General features: G+C 60.1%; 16 protein-coding genes. 5 read left to right on the plus strand and 11 right to left on the minus strand.

Features of this window, described 5'->3' with window-relative positions; all coding sequences use genetic code 11:
* Positions 1 to 13: 13 nt before the first annotated feature.
* Positions 14 to 316, minus strand: a complete 303-nt coding sequence (locus ACYU7Q_RS06165) for a hypothetical protein (RefSeq protein WP_460608552.1) — start codon at positions 314 to 316, stop codon at positions 14 to 16.
* A 507-nt stretch (positions 317 to 823) separates the two neighbouring features.
* Between ACYU7Q_RS06165 and ACYU7Q_RS06170 the strand changes: the two genes are divergently transcribed.
* Positions 824 to 1,777: a hypothetical protein gene (locus tag ACYU7Q_RS06170; RefSeq protein WP_460608553.1), complete on the plus strand. Its 954-nt coding sequence runs from the start codon at positions 824 to 826 to the stop codon at positions 1,775 to 1,777.
* A gap of 47 nt (positions 1,778 to 1,824) precedes the next feature.
* Positions 1,825 to 3,744, plus strand: a complete 1,920-nt coding sequence (locus tag ACYU7Q_RS06175) for an ABC-F family ATP-binding cassette domain-containing protein (protein ID WP_460608554.1) — start codon at positions 1,825 to 1,827, stop codon at positions 3,742 to 3,744.
* Positions 3,745 to 4,038: 294 nt separating this feature from the next.
* On the opposite strand, the gene ACYU7Q_RS06180 is transcribed toward ACYU7Q_RS06175, so the two are convergent.
* The 3 genes from ACYU7Q_RS06180 to ACYU7Q_RS06190 all read right to left on the minus strand — a co-directional run bounded on the left by ACYU7Q_RS06180 (position 4,039) and on the right by ACYU7Q_RS06190 (position 5,791).
* Positions 4,039 to 4,881, minus strand: a complete 843-nt coding sequence (locus ACYU7Q_RS06180) for a hypothetical protein (RefSeq protein ID WP_460608555.1) — start codon at positions 4,879 to 4,881, stop codon at positions 4,039 to 4,041.
* Positions 4,882 to 4,956: 75 nt separating this feature from the next.
* Positions 4,957 to 5,352, minus strand: a complete 396-nt coding sequence (locus tag ACYU7Q_RS06185) for a DUF952 domain-containing protein (RefSeq protein ID WP_460608556.1) — start codon at positions 5,350 to 5,352, stop codon at positions 4,957 to 4,959.
* 52 nt (positions 5,353 to 5,404) lie between these two features.
* Positions 5,405 to 5,791: a hypothetical protein gene (locus tag ACYU7Q_RS06190; protein WP_460608557.1), complete on the minus strand. Its 387-nt coding sequence runs from the start codon at positions 5,789 to 5,791 to the stop codon at positions 5,405 to 5,407.
* A gap of 164 nt (positions 5,792 to 5,955) precedes the next feature.
* Between ACYU7Q_RS06190 and hppD the strand changes: the two genes are divergently transcribed.
* The 3 genes from hppD to ACYU7Q_RS06205 all read left to right on the plus strand — a co-directional run bounded on the left by hppD (position 5,956) and on the right by ACYU7Q_RS06205 (position 10,363).
* Positions 5,956 to 7,089 (plus strand): 4-hydroxyphenylpyruvate dioxygenase family protein, encoded by a 1,134-nt coding sequence (gene hppD, locus ACYU7Q_RS06195; RefSeq protein ID WP_460608558.1) that lies wholly within the window; start codon positions 5,956 to 5,958, stop codon positions 7,087 to 7,089.
* A 159-nt stretch (positions 7,090 to 7,248) separates the two neighbouring features.
* The gene (locus tag ACYU7Q_RS06200) at positions 7,249 to 8,496 is read left to right on the plus strand and encodes a T9SS type A sorting domain-containing protein (RefSeq protein ID WP_460608559.1); all 1,248 of its coding nucleotides are present in this window, start codon (positions 7,249 to 7,251) and stop codon (positions 8,494 to 8,496) included.
* A 130-nt stretch (positions 8,497 to 8,626) separates the two neighbouring features.
* The gene (locus tag ACYU7Q_RS06205) at positions 8,627 to 10,363 is read left to right on the plus strand and encodes a phospho-sugar mutase (protein ID WP_460608560.1); all 1,737 of its coding nucleotides are present in this window, start codon (positions 8,627 to 8,629) and stop codon (positions 10,361 to 10,363) included.
* A gap of 78 nt (positions 10,364 to 10,441) precedes the next feature.
* On the opposite strand, the gene ACYU7Q_RS06210 is transcribed toward ACYU7Q_RS06205, so the two are convergent.
* The 7 genes from ACYU7Q_RS06210 to ACYU7Q_RS06240 form a co-directional block, all read right to left on the minus strand.
* Positions 10,442 to 11,269, minus strand: coding sequence for a DUF4249 domain-containing protein (locus ACYU7Q_RS06210; protein ID WP_460608561.1), 828 nt, complete (start codon positions 11,267 to 11,269; stop codon positions 10,442 to 10,444).
* A gap of 73 nt (positions 11,270 to 11,342) precedes the next feature.
* The gene (locus ACYU7Q_RS06215) at positions 11,343 to 13,739 is read right to left on the minus strand and encodes a TonB-dependent receptor (RefSeq protein ID WP_460608562.1); all 2,397 of its coding nucleotides are present in this window, start codon (positions 13,737 to 13,739) and stop codon (positions 11,343 to 11,345) included.
* Positions 13,740 to 13,838: 99 nt separating this feature from the next.
* Positions 13,839 to 15,923 carry a hypothetical protein gene (locus ACYU7Q_RS06220; protein ID WP_460608563.1) on the minus strand — a complete coding sequence of 695 codons (2,085 nt, stop codon included), beginning with the start codon at positions 15,921 to 15,923 and terminating at the stop codon, positions 13,839 to 13,841.
* Positions 15,924 to 16,087: 164 nt separating this feature from the next.
* Positions 16,088 to 17,770, minus strand: coding sequence for an ABC1 kinase family protein (locus tag ACYU7Q_RS06225; protein WP_460608564.1), 1,683 nt, complete (start codon positions 17,768 to 17,770; stop codon positions 16,088 to 16,090).
* A gap of 149 nt (positions 17,771 to 17,919) precedes the next feature.
* The gene (locus tag ACYU7Q_RS06230) at positions 17,920 to 18,558 is read right to left on the minus strand and encodes a phasin family protein (protein ID WP_460608565.1); all 639 of its coding nucleotides are present in this window, start codon (positions 18,556 to 18,558) and stop codon (positions 17,920 to 17,922) included.
* Between the two features lie 248 nt (positions 18,559 to 18,806).
* The gene (locus tag ACYU7Q_RS06235; RefSeq protein ID WP_460608566.1) at positions 18,807 to 19,781 is read right to left on the minus strand and encodes an alpha/beta hydrolase; all 975 of its coding nucleotides are present in this window, start codon (positions 19,779 to 19,781) and stop codon (positions 18,807 to 18,809) included.
* A gap of 140 nt (positions 19,782 to 19,921) precedes the next feature.
* Complete coding sequence (locus tag ACYU7Q_RS06240) at positions 19,922 to 21,103, minus strand: lysophospholipid acyltransferase family protein (protein WP_460608567.1); 1,182 nt, start codon at positions 21,101 to 21,103, stop codon at positions 19,922 to 19,924.
* Positions 21,104 to 21,125 lie beyond the last annotated feature (22 nt).

Raw genomic sequence — 21,125 nt, forward strand, 5'->3', positions numbered from 1 at the left:
ACTTGCTAATTAATTACATCCGGTGAATGCTCACCACGTGCGGCTGGCCTTTCAACGGGGCATAAATCTCTACAATGGCGCGCCAGATGGCGTTGGAAGGCGGCATGGTGGCATTGCACTCAAACCTGTAGTTGGTGCCGTTCACTACCTGTGTCGAAACCGCCGTGGGCGTGTATTTCACGCCTACGAAGCCGTGCATGGCCTCTTCCCACACCTTCTTGTCGGTGGCCGTGAGGGGGTGATAGGGGGTCCAGCCACCGGGCATGGTATCCGTGTGCTGGTCGGCGGCCGGGGCCGCGGTGTTTGCAGTTGACATGGGTTTATTGGTTAATTATTTTTCCTACTCGTAAGGCTTTTCGGAATAATCGCCCCGTTTGACCTAGTGGTTTCTGCTCCACTCATTATTCTCCGAAAAGCCGGCCCGCTGCACATGGGTCGCTTCAGCTACTGGCTGGCTAATCGTTGTAAATAACTGATGCAAACCTAGCGGCCGGCGCAGGGCCGAAACAGGGTAAAACCACCCGTTTTTAAGGGCAGGTAGAAATACGGGGCCGGGATGGGGTAGAAATACGGGCTTGGCCGGCCGGTTTATTTTTACCAATAATCGCCCGCTGATTTCCTCTAAGCTGATGAATTGGTTTACCCCAATCTGCTTAACGCAAAAGGCCCGTCTCCACACTGGAAATGGGCCTTTGAAATGGTTCATCAGCGCTGCTGAGATTCTGGAAGTGCCGTTTGGCCCCGCGCCCCCGCCGCGACGTACGTGTTGGGAGCCACGGGAGGGGCTGGAGATTCAAGGAATCAGGAATGCTTACTTTGTATCATGCATTTCCTTTATAAACAGACTCAAATCTCGTTTCTAAGCTTATTTCTGCTCCTTGGTTGCCATGACAAAGCAACTGATACAGCGCAAAGTATTACAAAACCACTTACCTATGCTGATTCAGTGACTTCATCTCAGCCAACTGCTACGGAAGTCACTTCAAGAGCGGGCTCTATTGCCCAACAGATGCGGCCACTTTTGGGCGGCGCATGGCTAAACACCACGTACGCCGCTTATTTGCAAAAAACCCGCTCACCCCGGCGAGCCCACGGGCATTGGGGCAATAGCGACATTACGGAAATACTGATTGACCCAATGTCTTTTAAAGGCGACAGCTTGGCTGTCGCAATAGGCGCTGCAAATCATGAAGGGCTTCCGTTGCGCTTTGTTCACCTGCGAGAGAGCACGGCGGCTAATTCATGGCCCACGACTTCTAATGCGGAGGAAATTGGGGATGAATTGCTTGAAATGAGCCTTCGATACCAAGTTCACAATGCAGATACGCTATTGTATCTCGACCAACGAAACAAAAAAACGAGACGTGTCATAACTACTGCATTTCAGCGGTTACGCGGCTCTTCCGGTGCGGGTGCAGCCCTACAGAGCCCACCCCTCCAGGTTCCGTTAGCTCGTTTTGTCAACGACCTGACTTTTACCGGGACTCATTCAATGACCGATTCTGCCGGCCATGTTTCTTCCGTACACTTCACGGCAGATGGCAAAGTGCAGGGTTTACCAGGGCACAAAGCATATCAGGTAAACACAGATTTTGAAGGACCATTTCACGACTTCGACAGCGTGTTTTTAGATATTTATCAAAAGGCACAGGATGAGTTAGCCTTTGCTATGAATGGTGATACTATCCGTCTCTACACGCTGCATGATGACACCTCTACTTACAAGCGTCAACGCGGGCGCTTACGCTACATGCTAATTCGGCAAAGTCGAAATTAACGAAGAGGGCAAAAGCCCCGCCCGCCCCGGCCGTACCTTTGTGGCCTATGAACCTGTTATCCGCCGAGAACATCTCGAAGAATTACGCCGACCGCTGGCTGTTTAAAGACCTCAACTTCGGCCTCAACCAAGGGCAGCGCGTGGCCTTTGTAGGCATCAATGGCACCGGCAAGACCACCCTCATGAAGGTGCTGGCCGGCCTCGAAGCCCCCGATACCGGCGAGGTGAGCGTGCGCAAGGGCATCCGCGTCACCTACCTGGGCCAGAACCCCGTGTTCGACGAAAGCCTGAGCGTGGAGCAAACCATCTTCGCCAGCCAGAACGACACGCTCAAGGCCATCCAGGAGTACGAGCACGTGGTGAACGACCCCGACCACAAAGCCGACGACCTGCAGCGCGTGCTCGAACGCATGGACGCCCTCAACGCCTGGGACTACGAAGCCCAGGTGCAACAGATTCTGGGCAAGCTGGGCATCCTCGGCGAGCTGCTCACGCGCAACGTGAGCCAGCTCTCGGGCGGGCAGCGCAAGCGCGTGGCCCTGGCCCGCGTCCTCATCGAAGAGCCCGACGTGCTGCTCCTTGACGAGCCCACCAACCACCTCGACCTGGCCACCATCGAGTGGCTCGAAAACCGCCTGAACTCGCCCAGCCTCACCCTGCTGATGGTGACCCACGACCGCTACTTCCTCGACAAAGTGGCCAATGAAATCGTGGAGCTCGACAAGGGCCAGGTGTACCGCTACCAGGGCAACTACGCCTATTTCGTGGAGAAAAAGGCCGACCGCGAAATGCGCGAAACCGTGGAAGTGGAGAAGGCCCGCCAGCTCTTCAAAAAAGAATTGGAGTGGATGCGCCGCATGCCCCAGGCCCGCGGCACCAAGCAAAAAGCCCGCATCGACGCCTTTTATGTGACCAAGGAAAAAGCCAGCACCAACCTCAACAAGCAGCAGATTGAGCTGAGCGTGAAAACCACCCGCCAGGGCGGCAAAATCATCGAAGCTCATCATCTGAACAAGCGCTTCGGCGACAACGTGGTGCTCGACGATTTCAGCTACGTCTTCAAGAAAAAGGACCGGATTGGCCTGGTAGGCCCCAACGGCGCGGGCAAATCCACGCTGCTCAACATGCTCACGGGCAAGCTTAAGCCCGATTCCGGCACCATCGACGTGGGCACCAACACCGTGTTCGGCTACTACACCCAGACCGAGCTGGAATTCGACCCCTCGCAGCGCGTCATCGACATCGTGAAGGAAGTGGCCGAAGTGGTGGAGCTGGCCAATGGTGACGTGCTCACGGCCAGCCAGTTCCTCAACCTGTTCCTGTTCCCGCCGGCCCAGCAATACACGCTGGTGAGCAAGCTGAGCGGCGGCGAAAAGCGCCGCCTGCAGCTGCTGCGTGTCCTCATCAAAAACCCCAACTTCCTCATTCTTGACGAGCCGACCAACGACCTGGACCTGGCCACGCTCAACATTCTGGAAGACTTCCTGCTGCACTTCACCGGCTGCCTACTCATCGTGAGCCACGACCGGTACTTCCTCGACCACCTCGCCGAGCACCTCTTCGTGCTGGAGCCCGGCGGCGCCGTCCTCAACTTCCCCGGCAACTACACCGACTACCGCGAATACCTCGAAGAGCGCGAAGCCGAAGCCGCCCTCATTGAAGAAGAAAAGGCCGCCAAAGCTGCCCGCGCCGCTGCGAAAGCGGCCATCACGCCGGCTGCCGTGAGCACGGCCGTTGCGCCCTCACCCGCCAAGCGCCGCGCCACCTTCGCCGAGAAAAAAGAGTACGAGCAGCTCGAAAAAGCCATGGCTACGCTGGAAGCCGAGAAGCAGGAAATCACCGCCAAGCTTAACGGGGGCAGCGGTTCGCCGCAGGAATTCGCCACCTGGGGTGCTCGCCTGCAAGCCATCGAGAAGGAGCTGGGCGAGAAAGAAGAACGTTGGCTGGAATTGGCCGACCTGGGGTAGACCACAACCGGCTCATTAGCCATGAGCCAACGCCCCATGAGCAACAAAAAAGCCCCGGCAGTATGCCGGGGCTTTTTTGTTGACTAAGTATTTTTTTCAACCAAATATCTGGACTAGCACGGCGGCCGCTACCAGTATTCCGCTTAAAATCAATCCGTTTCGCTGAGACTTTTTCTGGTGTCGGGCGCTTTCAATGAGCCACGAAGAAGGCGAAGTTTGCATGCTGGTAAAGTGGTAAAGCGTGGAAAGGAACCGAAAGATACAGCAAATAGCGTTGCATTTAGCAATTATTTTTTATTGCCGCTTGCGCACCTGCGCAAACTCCAGCGGCACCGTGCGCCCCCCTACCGGGGCGCGTACGACCAAACCATCAGCCGCGTCGTAGCGCGGGAAGTAGAGGTAGCCGCGCACCTGCTGGCCGGGCTCCAGCGTCACCTTGCGCAGGGCGTAGTCCTGGAGCATGGCGGCGCGCTGCTGAAGTACTTCGGCCGTCACAGCGTGCTCGATTTTGGTCGCAGTGGAGATGACGCTGTAGGCCAAGGCCGCATCGTGGATAGCGGCGCGGCTCTGGTATTGGGCGGCGGTTTCGCGCTTGCCGATGCTGGCCACATCCGTGGCGAGGCTGGCCGCACCCAAGGCCAGCCCCAGCCAGTCGAATTTGGCAGCTTTGGTGGCTTCGCTTTCGGCTTTGCTGTGCAAGGCGGTTATTTCAGGTTCGGGGTCGAAGGCGGCCACGGCGTTGGGCGGCAACGGGGGCAGCGGCAGGGCCATGCTGGCGGCGGCCACGGCGGCGGTTACTTCGGTGCCGGGCAGGGGCTTGGGGCGCTTGGCTTTGGGGCCGGGGGCCGGAGCAGGCAGGCGGTTGGCTTCGTATTGGAAAGCGGCCGGGTCGACCACCAACGCGTGACGGGTGGGGTTGCGGTACTCGGCCTCAAAAACAACCCGGGTGGGCTCGTAGCACACAAAACTCAGGCGTACCTCCATGCTGTCGGCCACGGCCTGGGCCTGCTCGCGGCCTTCCACAAAAAAGCCGGTGGCCCGGGTCGGTTTCATCCCCAATTGATAGGTGGGCGCGCAGGCCGTAGCCAGCCCGGCCAAAGCCAGCCAACGCAACGAACGAACGTAAAAAGGCAGCATACAACTGACGATTTAGTGAAAGCTTCTGGTCGGAAGATGCCTCCGGCCGGAGCGAGGTTGCACGGCGACAAAAAATTATTCTCCTAAAGTAAGCAGCTCCGGCGGCAACTGAAAATCACCGCTTTCATCGGCTCCAAATGGCCAATAACGGCGCACCGCGGCCAATGGCACCGGCCCAAAAACGTGGGCAAAATGCTGCTGCCGGCTCGCCACCCATTCGCGCTCCACGCGCACGCCGGCGGCGACCAGGGCGGTTTCGTCCCATTCCAGCAAAACCAAATCGGCCCGCCCGGCATAGTACCGGCGGGCCGTTTCAAGAATCTGGTGCTGCTCCGAGGAGTGAATGAAACCCTCGGCGGCGAGGTCGGCGCTGGCGAAAAAGCCGGTTTGCTGGGCGTGGTACCAGTCGGCGGGCTCGGCGATGCGGTAAAGAAAGGTTGAGTTTTGAGGGTTGAATGTTGAATTGCTCATTCGCAGTGCATCATTAATAACTCAACATTCAACCCTCAAAACTCAGCCCTTCTTAGGCTTTCCACAGCTCCTGCTGCACCTGCTTGCCCACGGTGAGCATGATGCGTACAGGATTGGGAACCAAGGTAATGCGGGCTTCCTTGCCGGGGTATTTTTCCGAATCAACCCAAACGCCTTCTTTGGGCGTGGGCGTGGAGCCGGGGTTGCTGGGCAGGTAGGCAGTGGGCAGCAACACGTCGGTATCCGATTTCAGGTCGGTGTGCACTTTGTCGAGCGCCGTTTCCAGGAAGTCGCCGTACTCGTCGTTAAAGTCGTCTTCGAGGTCGTGCAGGGCCTCTTCCACTTCGTCGTAGCGGGCGTCGTCGTACTTGAGGGTGTGCAACTCGGCCTTTTTTTCAATCAGGGCCACGAGGGCGCGGTTCAGTTCTTCGGTATTCATGGGAGCGCTAAGGCAGATGATTGGGCACAAAAATGGGAATGAATTGGCAAACGCGCGCGGTTCCGACTCCGGGTTTGGGCGGCTTTCGGTCAATAGTCGCTTCAAACCGATGGAAGCTGTATTTTTACCCTGTCATTCACCCCGCAAATTTCCCCTTCCCACCCATGCAAACCATGACCTCGCCCGAAGTGCTGGCCCAACCCGCTCAGGATTTCCTCCCCCTCAAAGGCACCGATTTCGTCGAATTCTACGTCGGCAACGCCAAGCAGTCGGCCTATTATTATCAGGCCGCGTTCGGCTTCGAACTGGTGGCCTATGCCGGCCCCGAAACGGGCCTGCGCGACCGCGCCAGCTACGTATTGCAGCAGGGCAAAATTCGCCTGGTGCTCACCACCTCCCTCCTGCCCGATTCCGAAATCACCCAGCACGTGGCCAAGCACGGCGACGGCGTGAAGGTGATGGCCCTGTGGGTGGACGACGCCCGCAAGTCGTGGGAAGAAACCACCAAGCGCGGCGCCAAGTCGGCTTTCGAGCCCTATACCATTGAGGATGAACACGGCAGCGTGACGCTCTCGGGCATTTACACCTACGGCGAAAGCATCCACACCTTCGTGGAGCGCACCAATTATAGCGGCCCGTTCATGCCCGGCTACGTGGCCAAAAGCAGCCTGGTGCCGCAGGGCGCACCGGTGGGCCTGCTGCACGTCGACCATTGCGTGGGCAACGTAGGCTGGGGCGAAATGAACCAGTGGGTGAAGTTTTACGAGGATGTGATGGGCTTCAAGCTGCTGCTCACCTTCGATGACGAAGACATTTCGACCGAGTATTCGGCCCTGATGAGCAAGGTGGTGTCCAACGGCAATGGCTACGTGAAATTCCCCATCAACGAGCCCGCCGAAGGCAAGAAAAAGTCGCAGATTGAAGAGTATCTCGACTATTACCACTCGCCCGGGGTGCAGCACATTGCCATCGCCACCAAGGACATCCGCGCGACGGTGACCGAGCTGCGCCGCCGCGGCGTGGAGTTTCTGACCGTGCCCGGCGCGTACTACGAAGACCTGCTGGAACGTATCGGCGCGATTGACGAGGATTTGGAGTCGCTGAAAGCCCTGAACCTGCTCGTGGACCGCGACGAGGAAGGCTACCTGCTCCAGATTTTCACCAAGCCCGTGGAGGACCGGCCCACGGTATTCTACGAAATCATCCAGCGCAAAGGCGCCAAGAGCTTCGGCAAAGGCAATTTCAAAGCCCTGTTCGAGAGCATTGAACGCGAGCAGGCGCTGCGGGGCAATTTGTAAAATCGGGTATTTCGCTCAGCAATAGAACGTCCTGTTCAGCTGGCGTCCGCGAAACCGAAGCATCACAACCCCGCTACTAATCACATTTAGTAACCTGGTAAGGACGCTTTGGCTTCGCCGACGCCAGCTGAACAGGACGTTTTGGCTCTATATTGCACGATGCCTAGATATACTTTCCTCTTAGCTGTATTGGTTTCGCTGGTGACCATCCAGGCCCGCGCCCAAAGCGGCTGCACCGACCCGCGCGCCACCAATTACAATCCGGCCGCAACCAGCAACGATGGTTCCTGCCAATACGCCACCACCACTACCACGCTCCTGACCAAAGCACTGCTTGATGCGGCAGTGCCCGAAAGCTCGGGCTTGCAGCTCACCAGCCAGGGCTTGTGGACGTTCAACGACAGCGGCAACACGCCTAGTCTGTACAAAGTCGATTCGACTTCAGGCGCGGTGCTGCAACAGGTCGTCATCACCAATTTCATCAACGTGGACTGGGAAGACATTGCCACCGATGCGCAGTACCTCTACGTGGGCGACTTTGGTAACAACAATGGTGACCGCCACGACCTGAAGGTGCTGCGGGTGCAGAAGTCGGCCATCGGCACCTCGCCTAACGAGTCCGTCACGGCACAGGCCATCAACTTCAGCTACCCCGACCAAACCAATTTCAGCCCCGGCACCAACAACCACAATTTCGACTGCGAGGCGTTCTTTTACGCCAACGACTCGCTGCATCTGTTCACAAAAAACTGGGCCGACCTGCGCACCAAATACTACACCATTCCGGCCCAGCCCGGCACCTACGTGGCGCATCTCAAAGGCAGTTTCAACACGAACGGCCTCATCACCGCTGCCGACCTCAACGCGGCCGGCACTGGCGCGGGCCTGCTGGGCTACAACAGCAGCACCGGCGCCACTTTTCTGTGGCTGCTCTCGGACTTCCGCAACGGGCAGTTTCTCAAAGGCAACAAGCGGCGCATTGAGCTGCCCAATGCCCTGTTCATCGGCCAGGCCGAAGGACTCACTTTTGTGGACCAATACCGCGTGTTCATCTCCAACGAGCGGATTGTCAATATTGTCACCGTTCCGCAGCGGCTGTATGCGCTGAACACCCGCTCCTGGCTGGCCCCGGCTGTGCCCACGGCCACTAGGGCCGCGGCCCTGGCGGGCATCAGCATTGCGCCCAACCCCGCCCGCCAAACCATTCGGGTGGAGCGAGCGACCGGGCCGGCTGGCCCACTGGCCCTCGCGCTGCTCGATATGCAGGGCCGCACCACGCTCACGGCCACCATGCCCGCGGGCAGCGCCGCGCAGGCCCTGGATGTATCGCGGGTGGCGGCGGGCTTGTACTTGTTGAAAATTGAATCGGTGGACGGAATCTTCTCGCAGAAAATCGAAATCCCATAGCCTGCTCCTCGCCTGCTCCGGGCCAGCATTCCCCTGTTGAGCCGGCAACTTGCGCCACGCGGTTTTTCCGCCCAAACCTCTTTCCTTTACGCCCGTTTCTGACCCCACCGACACTCTTTCTCTATTCCTCATGCCACTCACCCTCGAAATCCAGCACTCCATTAGCACCTGGCTCACGCCGGAATACGACGCCCAAACCCAGCAGGCCATCCGCGACATGCAGGCCAGTGGCCAGGACGACGCCCTCACCGATGCCTTTTACCGCAGCCTGGAGTTTGGCACCGGCGGCCTGCGCGGCATCATGGGGCCGGGCTCGAACCGCATGAACCGCTACACGCTGGGCATGGCCACGCAGGGCCTGTGCAACTACCTGTTGCAGAGCTTCCCCAATCAGGAAATCAAGGTCGCCATCGCGCACGACAGCCGCAACAACAGCACCGAATTTGCCGAAATCGCAGCCGGTATTTTCTCGGCCAATGGCATCACCGTTTACCTGTTTGACGCGCTGCGCCCCACGCCTGAATTGTCGTTTGCTATTCGGGAGCTGGACTGCCAAAGCGGCTGTGTGATAACGGCTTCGCACAACCCCAAGGAGTACAACGGCTACAAGGTGTACTGGAACGACGGCTCGCAGGTGGTGGCCCCGCACGACACCAACATCATTATCGAAGTCAACAGAATCACCAGCCCGAGCGAGGTGAAATTTGCGGCCGATAACTCGAAAATCATCCGCATCGGGGCCGATATCGACGCCCGGTATTTTGCGGCTGCCAAGAAGCTCAGCATCGACCCGGCCGCCATCCAGCGTCAGCACGATTTGAACATCGTGTACACGCCCATTCACGGTTCGGGCATCACGCTGGTGCCGGGTCTGCTGCGCGAATTCGGCTTCACCAACGTGAACGTGGTGCAAGCCCAGGCCACGCCTGACGGCAACTTCCCCACGGTGCAGTCGCCCAACCCCGAGGAGAAAAGCGCCATGCAACTGGCCCTCGACCAGGCCAAAGCCACCAATGCCGACATCGTGCTGGCCACCGACCCAGATGCCGACCGCGTGGGCGTGGGCGTGAAAAACGACCAGGGCGAATGGGTGCTGCTCAACGGCAACCAGACGGCGGCCATGCTCACCAACTACCTGCTTTCGGCCCGGCACCGCGCCCGCCAGAGCACCCCGCAGGACTTCATCGTGTACACCATTGTGACCAGTGAAATCCTCGGCGACATTGCCCGCGAGTACAACGTGAAGAGCTACCGCACGCTCACCGGCTTCAAGTACATCGCGGGCCTCATTCGCGAGCTTGAGGGACAGGAGAAATACATCGGCGGCGGTGAGGAAAGCTACGGCTTCCTCATCGGCGACTTTGTGCGCGACAAGGACGCCGTCTCGGCCTGCGCGCTGGTGGCCGAAATGGCCGCCGTGGCCAAAGACCAGGGCCGCACCCTCTACCAGGAAATGGTGGCCATGTATGCTCAGTACGGCCTCTACGTGGAGGATTTGATTTCGCTCACCAAAAAAGGCCAGCGCGGGGCCGAGGAAATTCAGGAGATGATGGCCAGCCTGCGCGCTAACCCACCGCAGCACATTGCCGGCCTGAAAGTGGTGGAAATCCGCGACTACAAAACCGGCAAAATCCACGACCTGGCCACCGGCCTCAGCACCGATACCGGCGTGGAAAGCTCCAACGTGCTCCAGTTCCTCACCGAAGACGGCAGCAAGATTTCGGCCCGCCCCAGCGGCACCGAGCCCAAAATCAAATTTTATTTCAGCGTGAAACAGCCCCTGAAATCAGCCGTGGATTATGACCTAGCCAACCGCTTGGGCCACGAGAAAATCAAGGCGATAATTGCGGATATGAAGCTCGCATAAAGCGTCAGTAGTTGCATAAAAAAGGCCGTCATGCTGAGCGTGACGGCCTTTTTTATTAGGTCAAATTCAACACCCCGACTACAGCGCAGGCACCAATATGGTGCGCCGCCGCACCGAGTGCGCGCTGAAATACCCCAGCACGTTACCCGAAAAGTTTGATTTCGGATTAGCTGGGGAGGCCGTGGCCATGCCACCGCCCTGCAAGGTCAGGTTGAGCGTGCGGAAATATTCGTACACGTCAGCGTCCACGTTTTGCATTTCCACGCGCAGGCTGTCGCCGGCCACGAGTTTGTCGGCATCGGTGCCGCGGCCGCCGCCCCCCGTGCCCAGGCCGCGCACGTTGGCCTTGCCATCGGTGAATTCATCGTTTTGCAGGTAGATATTATTGTTCAGGCGGCCGTTGCGGTACTGCCGGAACAGGTAGTAATTGCGCGTACCGGCGGGGTCCAGGTAATCCGGCAACGCCTGAATATTGGTACCAATTGGGGCTTTCTGCGCCCGCAGCCCTGCCAGCGGAACAACGGGTGAGGGCAACGTGGACACGGCCACGTAGGCCTGTCCGTCGGTTTCCACGCGCAGGGTGTAGCGCCGGCCGGGCTGGCCCAGCACGGTGCGGCCCCGGTACTGGCCGGGCGTGCTGGTTTCGACCAGGGTTTCGATGCCGCCCGCGTCGTCGCTCAGCGTGATGACGGCCCCGCTCACGGCCGGAAAGGTGTTGGTTTCGGTGTAGCTCACGCTGCGCGCCAGCAGCACAGTGCAGGGCTGCCCGTCATCGGCCAGATTGCCTTCGATGCTCAGACGCGGGGCGCTTTCCTTGAGGTCAAGCGTAATAACCTTCTGACAGGACGCAGCAAGCAGCACGGTGGCGGCTGCGGCGAGGAAGCGAAGGGTGAAACGGTTTTTCATTGTGAATATCGGATTTAACAGCCCGTCATGCTTCGCTACGCTCTGCATGACGTTTCGGGCAGTTCGGGCACCCTTAAAAGTTGAAATTGTACGTCGCCGAGGGCACCATGCGGAACAGGGCGGTTTGCAGCGCTTGCGTGCGGCTGGGGTCGTCCGGATTGGTTTGGAAAGTGATGCTGTAGGGGTTTTCGCGGCCCAGCACGTTGTAGATGGAGAAGTTCCAGCTGTGGTGGAAGCGGCGGCCTTCTTTCTGCGGCTTGTCGAGGGTGGCGCCCACGTCGAGGCGGCGGTAGCCGGGCAGGCGGTCGGTGTTGCGCTGGCCGTAGAGGCTCACCACCTGGCCGGCCACGAAGTACTTGCCCACGGGGTAAGTCACGGCGTTGCCGGTGCTGGCCACGTAGGTGCCCGACAGGCTCCAGATGGGCGAGAGCTGGTACACGCCCACCACCGAGAGGTCGTTGGGCCGGTCCTGCCGGGCGTTGAACCAGCTGCCGCTGTTGATGTCGGTGAACTGGCGTTCCGATTTGCTCAGCGTGTAGCCCACCCAGCCGGTGAGGCGGCCGGTTTCCTTTTTTAGCAGAAACTCGACGCCGTAGGCCCGGCCCTTGCCGTAGAGCAGCGTGCTTTCCACGTCCTGGTTGCCGCGCAGCTGGGTGCCGTCGCGGTAGTCAATCTGGTTTTGCAGCCACTTGTAGTACACCTCGGCCGAAAACGAATAGCCCTGATTGGCCCCCAGCTTGCGGAAATAGCCGCCCGAGAGCTGGTCGGCCAGCTCAGGCTTCACGTTGTTGGTGGTGGGCACGTACAAATCGGTGGGCGATGACGCAGCCGAATTGCTCAGCAAATGCAGGTTCTGCACGTTGCGGGCGTAGCCGGCCTTCAGGGCAGTATTGTCCGAAAGCTGGTAGCTCACCGCGAGGCGCGGCTCCAGGTTCACGTAGGTTTTGATGACCTGGCCCGACGAATAGCTCTGGCTGCTGAGCACGGTGCCGGCTAGATTATAGTTTGAATACGTGCCCGCGCCCAGCAGACTGAAGGAAGACAGCCGCAGGCCCGTGGTGAAATCCAGCTTATCCGTAGCCGCCCATTCGTGCGACACATAGGCCGCCGATTCCAGCGAATAGTTGGTTTTGTCGGCCGTGGAATTTACCGCTGCATCGGCCGCGGCCGTCACGTGGCCGGGCGTGATGGTGTGGTAAATGACGTTGGCCCCGAAGCGCAGCGTCTGCTTCGAGCTGGGCGTAAACTCGAAATCCTGCTTCAGGTTCCAGTCTTTAATCTTGGAATCGATGCTGAAATCCGAGTCGTTGGCGCGGATTTTTATCTGGTAATCGTACTTGCTGTAGATGAGCGAAGTGTTCGAGAACAGCCGGTCGGTAAACAGGTGATTGAAGCGCAGCGTGGCCGTCTGGTTGCCGTAGTTGTTCTCGAAGGTACTGATGCCGAGCACGTCGCGCCCCAGGTAGCCCGAAAAGTAGATGCGGTTGCGGGCATCGAGTGTATAGTTGGCCTTGGCGTTGAAATCGTAGAAGTAGAGGCGGGCGCTTTTGGTGGTTTCGTTGTTCGACAGCTTCAGGAAGATGTCGGCGTAGGTGCGGCGACCGGTTACCAGAAACGAGCCTTTGTCCTTCACAATCGGCCCTTCCAGTGCTAGGCGCGAAGCAATGAGGCCGATGCCGCCGCTGCCGTGCAGCTGCTGGTTGTTGCCGTCCTTCATTTTAATGTCGACTACCGACGACAGCCGCCCGCCGTACTGCGCCGGCATCCCGCCCTTGTACACCGTCAGGTCCTTGATGGCGTCGGAGTTGAACGTCGAAAAGAAGCCCAGCAGGTGCGAGGCGTTGTACACGGGCGCTTCATCAAGCAGAATCAGGTTCTGGTCCACGTTGCCGCCGCGCACCGAAAAGCCGCTGCTGCCCTCCCCCGCCGTTTTGATGCCCGGCAGCAGAGTCAGCGTTTTGATGACGTCCTTCTCACCAAACAGCACCGGCACCTTGGCAATCTGCTTCATGTCCAGCGTTTCCACGCCGGACTGGGCTTTGCTGATGTTGGCCTGGCTGCTGCGGCCGGTTACTACGACCTCGTTCAGCTCCTGCCCGCTGCCGGCCAGCTTGAAATCGAGCCGCTGGCTTTTGTCGAGCGTCACTTTGCGCGGCTGGGCGGCGTAGCCCACGAAGCTGGCCTCCACTGTGTAGGTGCCCGCCGGCAGCGTGAGGGTATAAAAGCCGTAGGCATTGGCGGCCGTGCCCGTGCCCGGCAGCTCCACGATGCGGATGGATGCGCCGGTTAAATCCTCGCCCGTTTTGGCATCCTTAATCGTACCGCTGATGGTGACGCGCCCTTGGGCCTGAGCCATTTGCGGCAGCGCGCCCGCCACCAGCAGTCCGGCGGCCAGCCAAGGCCAGCGCCCGCCGCCGACGGATTGAGTCAGGCAAAAAACGGACAGCGCAGCGGAACGGGTTGGTTTCATGGCCCAAAACTACCGCCCAACCGTGCCTACCCTTCTGCTTTTTCTGCCAACAGCCCGAAAAGCTAGCCGATTGTCCCCAGCCCACCCACGTCGACCGCGCTACAGCCGCACCCCAATGCCGGGCCCGAGCATAAAAAACCACTGACTGGTGCCCAGCAAATAGCCGCCGCCCAGGTAGAGCGGAAACGTGAATTTGGCCTCGCGCCGGGTGGGGTACACTGAGCCGAGAATCACGACGCCCAGGTCGCGGTTGGCGGTGCTGCTGCCGAGGTTGAAGGCGTTGAGGGCCACAAAGCCGGCGCCGATTTTGTAGGGGCGCAGGCGGTTGATTTTGTTGGGGCTGTAGAAGCTGAACTGCGCCAGCGTAGCCAGCGAGATGCCGCCCAGGTCGCCGAATTTGTCTTCTTTCTGCTTGCGGGTGAGCAGGCCGGCCGGGAAGCTCACGTCGATGTCAAACTTGTAGCTGCGCTTGAGCACCAGCTCCACGGTTTGGGTGTAGCCGGTTTCGCCGTACTGGCTGGCCTGGTGCTTCACCGTCACGAAGATGCGGCTCCACTCGTCGAGGTCGTAGGTTTTGCGGCTCAGGATGGCATTGAGGCTCAGCGGGTCGGTGCGGCACTGCTTGTCGGCGTAGAAGGCAGCGCGGGGCGAGTTGTCGCCGGGGCACACCAGCAGGCTTTCCACGTTGCGCAGCTCCACGAGGTCGCCCTTGGCGTTGACGGTGCGAATTTCAAAGCTCAGATACTGCTTGCCGAAAAGCTGGTCGGCCTTGTCGATGCCGGCCGGGTTGAACTGAAACACCACGTCGCGGATGGTGCCGTCGTAGAGCACCGGGCCGTTGAGCCGGGTGATGGGCCGGGCCGCGTCGCCGTAGGTCACCGACACGAAATCAAGCGGATGTGGCCGCTGAAATTCTTTGATATTCAGCGTGTAGCCGGTAGCCTGGCCGGCGTTGTAGATGTTGCTTTTCCGCTTGTCGTAGCTCACCGGCACCCGCACGCGGTACACCAGCCGGGCATCGGTCCGCACCGACGAATCGGAGGGAATAACCGGCAAATCCTCGAACGAGATGCGGGCTTTTTGCAGGCCCTCGCCTTCGAGGCGCACGTCGACGGTTTCGCCGGGGCTCACGCTCAGGCCGGGGGTCCATTCGCCGCCGCGGTGCAGCACCTGCACGTTCCGAATCACGGTTTGGGGCGTGATGTCGAGGTTGGTGAGGTAGCGGGCCACATCGTTTTCCTTGATGTAGAGGTAGCCTTCGGTCTGGCGGTGGGTGTTGTAGGGGCGCAGGTAGCACAGCACCCGGTCGTTGCTGAGAAACTGGCGGGTGAAGATTTCGGCGATGAGCGTGCCGCCGGGCTCCTCTTGGTCCTCCACGCGGTAGGTGCGGCGCAGCTCGAAGCTGCGGCCGTTGTCGAGAATCAGCTCGTTGCCTTTGCGGCGACTCACGTCGTCCAGGGTTACGCTGCGCTTGTCGGGCGAGAGGAAGCGCAGGCGGCTGGCCTTCACGTTGAACTCCTGCTTCAGCACCGGCAGTTGGTAGCTGATGCGGTGGTCGGCCAGCAATATTGGGCGCTCGGTTTGCAGCTTCACGGCCAGCGTGCGCAGGCCGAGCTGGTTGGGCAGCACGTGCAGGCGCAGGGTGCCGTTGGCCTCGGCCACCAGGCGGTAGTCGAACTCGGTGCCGCGCACCCACTCGCCGGTGGCGTGCACGTTGCGCGCGTTCGAGCTGGTAAGCTCAAACACCTTTTCCTCGCCCACAAACAGCTCGTTATCGGCCACGCGCAGCGCCAGCGTGGTGCGCACCAGCGGCAGCAGCGGCACCACCTCGCGGCGCGGCTCGCGCCCGGCCGAGTCGGCGGCCTGCTCTACCACCAGGCGCAAAAAGCGGCTGCTGGTCAGGTTCTGGAACTTGAGGCGGGTGCGGAAACCACCGTCATCTTCCTTCGTCAGCGAGTCGAGCTGCTGAAAATCGGGGTTGCGGCGCAGGCGCAACGGCTTGGCATTGGCCGGATACAGGCGCAGCTCCACGGTTTCATCGTCGCGCCGGTACCAGAAGTACAGCGCGGGCACGCCCTGCACAGCGACTGTATTTCGGCTCAGCAGGTAGGTAGCCGTATCGGTCTGCAGGCTGGCTTCACGCAGCACCGGCGGACCGACCGGGGCCGTCTGGGCGACGGCCATATGCGGCATCGCTCCCCATAAAATCCCAAAAACAGCAAACGTAACACGGACGACGAAGGAAGCAGACATTGCAGCAGGCGGGCCGAAATACAACCGCACGGCTGCAAAGGTCGGGCCGCGCAGGGTCCGTCGCCAAACCTTCAGTCCAAATTCACTGCTTGAGCTTACTTCTCGCGCCGCCGGGTGCCCAGCAGCAGCAGTATCAGCAGCAGAAAGCCGGTTGCGCCCAGGCTCCACCACGTTATTTCGGGCACGCCGCGGTGGTAAGGCATATCCGGCGAGTAGCGGCCCATGAGCGACAGGCCCGAAAACAGCAGCCCGCCCACGGCCAGCAGCGCCAGTATGGTGCGGCTCACCAGCTGGTCGGCCTTGCGCAGCAGGGTCGTGTAGCCCACCAGCTCAAATTTCAGCCGCAGCTCGCCCTTGCTGATTTTGCGCACAATCTGGCGCACGTCGGCCGGCAGGGTTTGCAGCAGGGCCAGCAGCTGCGTGCCAGTGTATTCAGCCTCCGTCAGCAGGTTTTCGCGCGAGTATTGCTCCCGGATTATCTTGGCTCCGTAGGGCGCCACGAACTCGAAGGTGTTGAAATTCGGGTGCAAAACTTTGCCGATGCCTTCCAGAATCACCAGCGCCCGCAGGATGAGGAAGACCGCGCCCGGCACCTGCAGCTTGTAGGTGTAAATGATGCCCTGCAACGCGTCGGCGAGGTCGCTCATGCTCATTTCCTTCACATCGAGCATGGCGAAATCCTCAATCAGCTGGCTGAGGTCCGACTCGAAAGCGCGCATATCCGGGATTTCGGCCGTGAGGGCCAGCCGCCGGAAGTTCAGCGCCATGCTGCGCGCATCCTGCCGCGCCATGCCGATGAACACGCCCGCGAAGGCGTATTTCTGCTGCTTGGTGAGGCGGCCCACCATGCCGAAATCGATGAGCACGATGGTGCCATCGGGCCGCACCAGCACGTTGCCGGGGTGCGGGTCGGCGTGGAAAATCCCGAACTCAAAAATTTGGGTCAGGTAGATGTCCATGCCGTTTTCGGCCACGTCGGCGGGGCTCAGGTCCCACTCCTGCAGCTGGGCCTTGTCGGTAATCTTGCAGCCGCTCACGAACTCAATCACCAGGATGCGCGCCGTGCTCAGCTCGCGGTAAGGCTTGGGCACATAAAACGTGGTGTAGTGCTCGTAGAGCTTCCGGAACTGCTCCATCGAGCGGGCTTCGGCGGTGTAATCCAGCTCCTTGCTCATGCTGCGCTCGAAGGCATCCACGATGTCCTGCGGGTTGGCCAGGCCCTGCTTTTGCAGGAAGCCGGACGTGAGCCGCACCAGCTCGTGCAGCAACGCCAGGTCGGAGCGCACCTTTTCGCGCACGCCGGGGCGCTGCACTTTCACCACCACTTCCTCGCCGGTCAGCAGCCGCGCCTGGTGCACCTGCCCGATACTGGCCGAGCCCAGCGTCACGTCATCAAACTCGCTGAACACCTCCGAAATCGGCCGGCCCAGCTCCTCCTCAATAATCTGACGGGCCACGGCCGTCTCGAAGGGCGGCACGTTGCTTTGCAGCTTCTCGAATTCGTCAATCAGCGCTTCGGGCAGCAAATCGGCCCGGTTGCTCATGGCCTGGGCCAGCTTGATGAACGTGGGCCCTAACTCCTCGATAATGAGGCGCACCCGCTCCCAGCGCGTGGTTTCGAATACCTGCCGGTCGGCCCGCTGCCAGCTCAGGCGGCGCGCCTGGCTCACGAGGCGGCGCAGCGGCGTGGTCGTCACCACATCCTCGAAACCGTAACGCAGCAACACCTCGGCCACCTGCCGAATGCGGGAGAGGTTGGAAATCGTATTTTTAAACATCAACCGCAGATTTACGCAGATTAATCTGATTTCGCAGATTTTGGCTGGCTACCAAGCCCCCCAAGCCTGTTTTTAGGGCCGGTGCTTTACGCTAAAAAACCCCGTTTGCAACGAGCAAACGGGGTTTTGCTTAACTAATACGGTGTCGCTTATGCGTTGCCTTCGCCACCCGCCGAGGCCGATGCACCCGCAGAGGCAGCAGGCTTAGCTGCTGATTTTGCGGCGGGTTTGGTAGCGGGCTTGGCGGCTGGCTTAGCAGCTGCTTTCGCGGCTGGGGCTTTAGCAGCCGATTTAGAAGCGGTTGCGGTAGGCTTAGCGGCAGCTTTGGCAGCTGGTTTGGCGGCACCGGCCATAGCGGCTGTAGATTTCTGGGCGGTTTCGGCAGCAGCGCTCACGCGGTCGGCCACGTTTTTCACGGCGCCGGCGGCGCGGCTGGCGGCTTGGTTGGCCGTGGTTTTGGCGGCGCTTACTACGCTGGCAGCTTTGGCAGCGGGCTTGGCAGCAGCTTTGGCGGCGGGCTTTTTGGCGGCGGCCTTGCCTTTAGCAGGTTTCGAGTCGCCGAGGCCCACGGTGCTCTTCACACGGTCGGCCAGGCCCTGGAACTGCTTTTCGAGCTCGGCGCGCTTGGTTTCGCCGCTTTTCAGCAGCTCATCCACAATCTTCTTGCCCTCGGCCTGAGTCATCTTATTGTCCTTCACCAGCTTGTCGATGGTGCTTTGAACCGACTTGCTGCCCTGGGCGATGTAGCCGACGCCAGCATTTACGAACTTTTTAAACAAATCTTCCATGATGCAGGAAACGGGTTGGGGGTGAAAGGAAAATGGAACTTACTGTAGCAAAGCCCGTTGCCATACTAAAGTAGTATGCAAGCCGACTAAATTCGATGCAAACCTACGAACACTCGCCAACATAGTTGAGCGGTGTACGCCGGATTTCTCCAAAAGTGGCTTAAAATCATCAAAAAGAGAATTTATTTTTTCGATTTCCTGAATATTCGATACGCACTTTTATTCTTCGTAATGCATTCAGCAACAGCTTATGCGGCGCGACGGCGCACGGGCAGGCGTCGTTCGGCCAGCGGCAGGCGCACGGGGGCGGCACTTGGTTGCGCCCACATGTCCGTCAGGAAAGCAGCAACCTGGTCGAGGGCCTGCCGGGCTTCGGGCACTACGCGCCAGAACAGATGCCACCAATGCACCAGCCCCTCAAACGGTTGCAGGGTAACGGGCACGTCGGCAGCGCGGGCCTTGCGGGCGAATTTCACCACGTCGTGATACAACACTTCGGCCGTGGAAATCTGGATGAGCAGCGGCGGCAGGCCGTGCAAATCGGCTTGCGCGGGCGAGAGCAGCGGATGCGTGAGAGGAGTTTTGTGGGCGTAGAGCGGCCCCCAGGTGCGCATTTGCAGGGCTTCGAGCAGGAGGCCTTCTTCACGGGCCACGCGACGCAGAGCGGTGATGGGCAGGTTCAGGTCGGTCCAGGGCGAAAGGCCGATGCCAGCGGCGGGCAGCGCTTCGCCAGCATCGCGCAGGGCCAGGAGCAGCGCGAAGGCAAGGCCGCCGCCGGCCGAATCGCCGCCCACCACAATGTCGTGCGGCTGGTGGCCGTGGCGCAGCAGCCAGCGGTAGGCCCGGCGGGCATCATCGAGCGCGGCCGGGAACGGGTGGTCGGGCGCCTTGCGGTAATCGACGGTGAGCACGTTGAGGCCGGTGCGCTGGGCCAGGCAGCCCACCAGGCTGCGGTGGGTGTTGAGGGAGCCCAGCACGTAGCCGCCGCCGTGCAGGTAGAGCAGCACGCGCGTGGGGTGCGCGGCGCGGGGCCGCAGCCACTCGGCTTCGAGGCGATTATCGAGCCTGAAGCTTTCCAGGTTCACCTTCCAGGGCATGAATTGGAAGAGCGCGCCGGCTTCCATGGCCAGGCGCATGGCCCCTACGCTGGGCTTGCGGCGGGCCAGCGGCGCGGCTGCGGCAGTGAGAAACTGCTTGAGCAGCAGGTGTTGAAAGGAGGGCACTGGGTGGGATTTGGGATGGAGGGTGTGGGAGCACGTCTGTCATTCTGAGCTTGCGAAGGACCTTATCACGTTGGAATAACTCGTTCAACTGTGACAAGGTCCTTCGCAAGCTCAGGATGACAAACGATTTTCAGTAAGTGCTAGCTGCTGCGGTAAGCCTTTTGCTGCTGCCCCAGCTTATTGCCTTTATAGCCTTTGATAGCCAGCGGAATCCAGCCTAACAACGGGATGAAATAGGCCAGGGTTATGGGGTTGCGCCAAAGCATTTTCAGCCACGCGCCGGGCTTATCGAGCTGCATGCGGAAATTGCGGCGGCCTTCCTTCACGTAGAGGCGCTCGAATTCGGTGAACATGGCCGGCCAGGCAAAGGGCAGGAAAAACGGGAAGAAGCGGCGGTTTTCTTTGATGCGCTGCCAGAGTTCTCCCCAGCGGTAGGGCTTTTGGCCGTGCGCGGCTACGGCGGCATCCATTTCGCCCTGCATCTGCTGGCGGATTTGCTCGCTCAGGGCCAGGTATTCGGCGCGGCTCAGCTCGTCCACGGTTTTAGTGGTGAGGTCAGACGGGCGAATGCGGGTGCCCATCACGAAGATGAGCTTGGCCGGGAAGGCCAGGTAAAAGGCCCAGGGCTGAATCAGAACCAACAAAAGCAGCAGCGTGAGCGGCAGAAACGGAATGCCGATTTTCTTGGTCAGGTTGTTAATGCCGTCCCAGCTGTAGGCGTAAGGGTTGAGGTATTCGGCGTTGATGGTGTAGAAGGGCACAATGTCGGTGCCGTGCTGCAGGGCCAGGCGCACCATGCTGGTGGCCAGGCGCTGGAGCTGGTACTTGCGGTTGAACCCTTTGCCGATGCCGGGCACGCCCTCGGGGTAGAGCATCAGGTTGTGGTCCTGGTAGTACATCATGGTTTCAAAATTCAGCGTCGTGGCATCCACGCAGCCGCATTTTTTCCAGAAGTCTTTGACCAGGTAGGGGTTCATGAGGGCCGTTTGCGAGAGCAGCGGGGCCGAGAGCGGGCGCGGCAGGTCGCTCATATTCTCGTGCCTGGGCAGGTAGCGAAACAGGTGCGACAGCGCCACGATGGCATCCCAGGGGAAGGCCATGCCGGAGTGGTTGCTAGCGAAAATCAGGGGCCGGTCGGGGTTGTTGCGCTGCGGGAAATTCTCGAAGCCCACCAGCTCGGAGCGAAACCACACACGGTCGAGGAGCTGCAGGATATTTTCGTCCACCGTGCGGGTAAACTCCTCCTCGAAATAGTCGTCGTAGATGTGCTGGTTGGCCACAATGGCCGGCGGGGGCAACGAAGACGCGGTGGTGGCGGGCATGGTGGAAATTTGCGGCGGACGG

This window comes from Hymenobacter terrigena, from assembly GCF_054776515.1.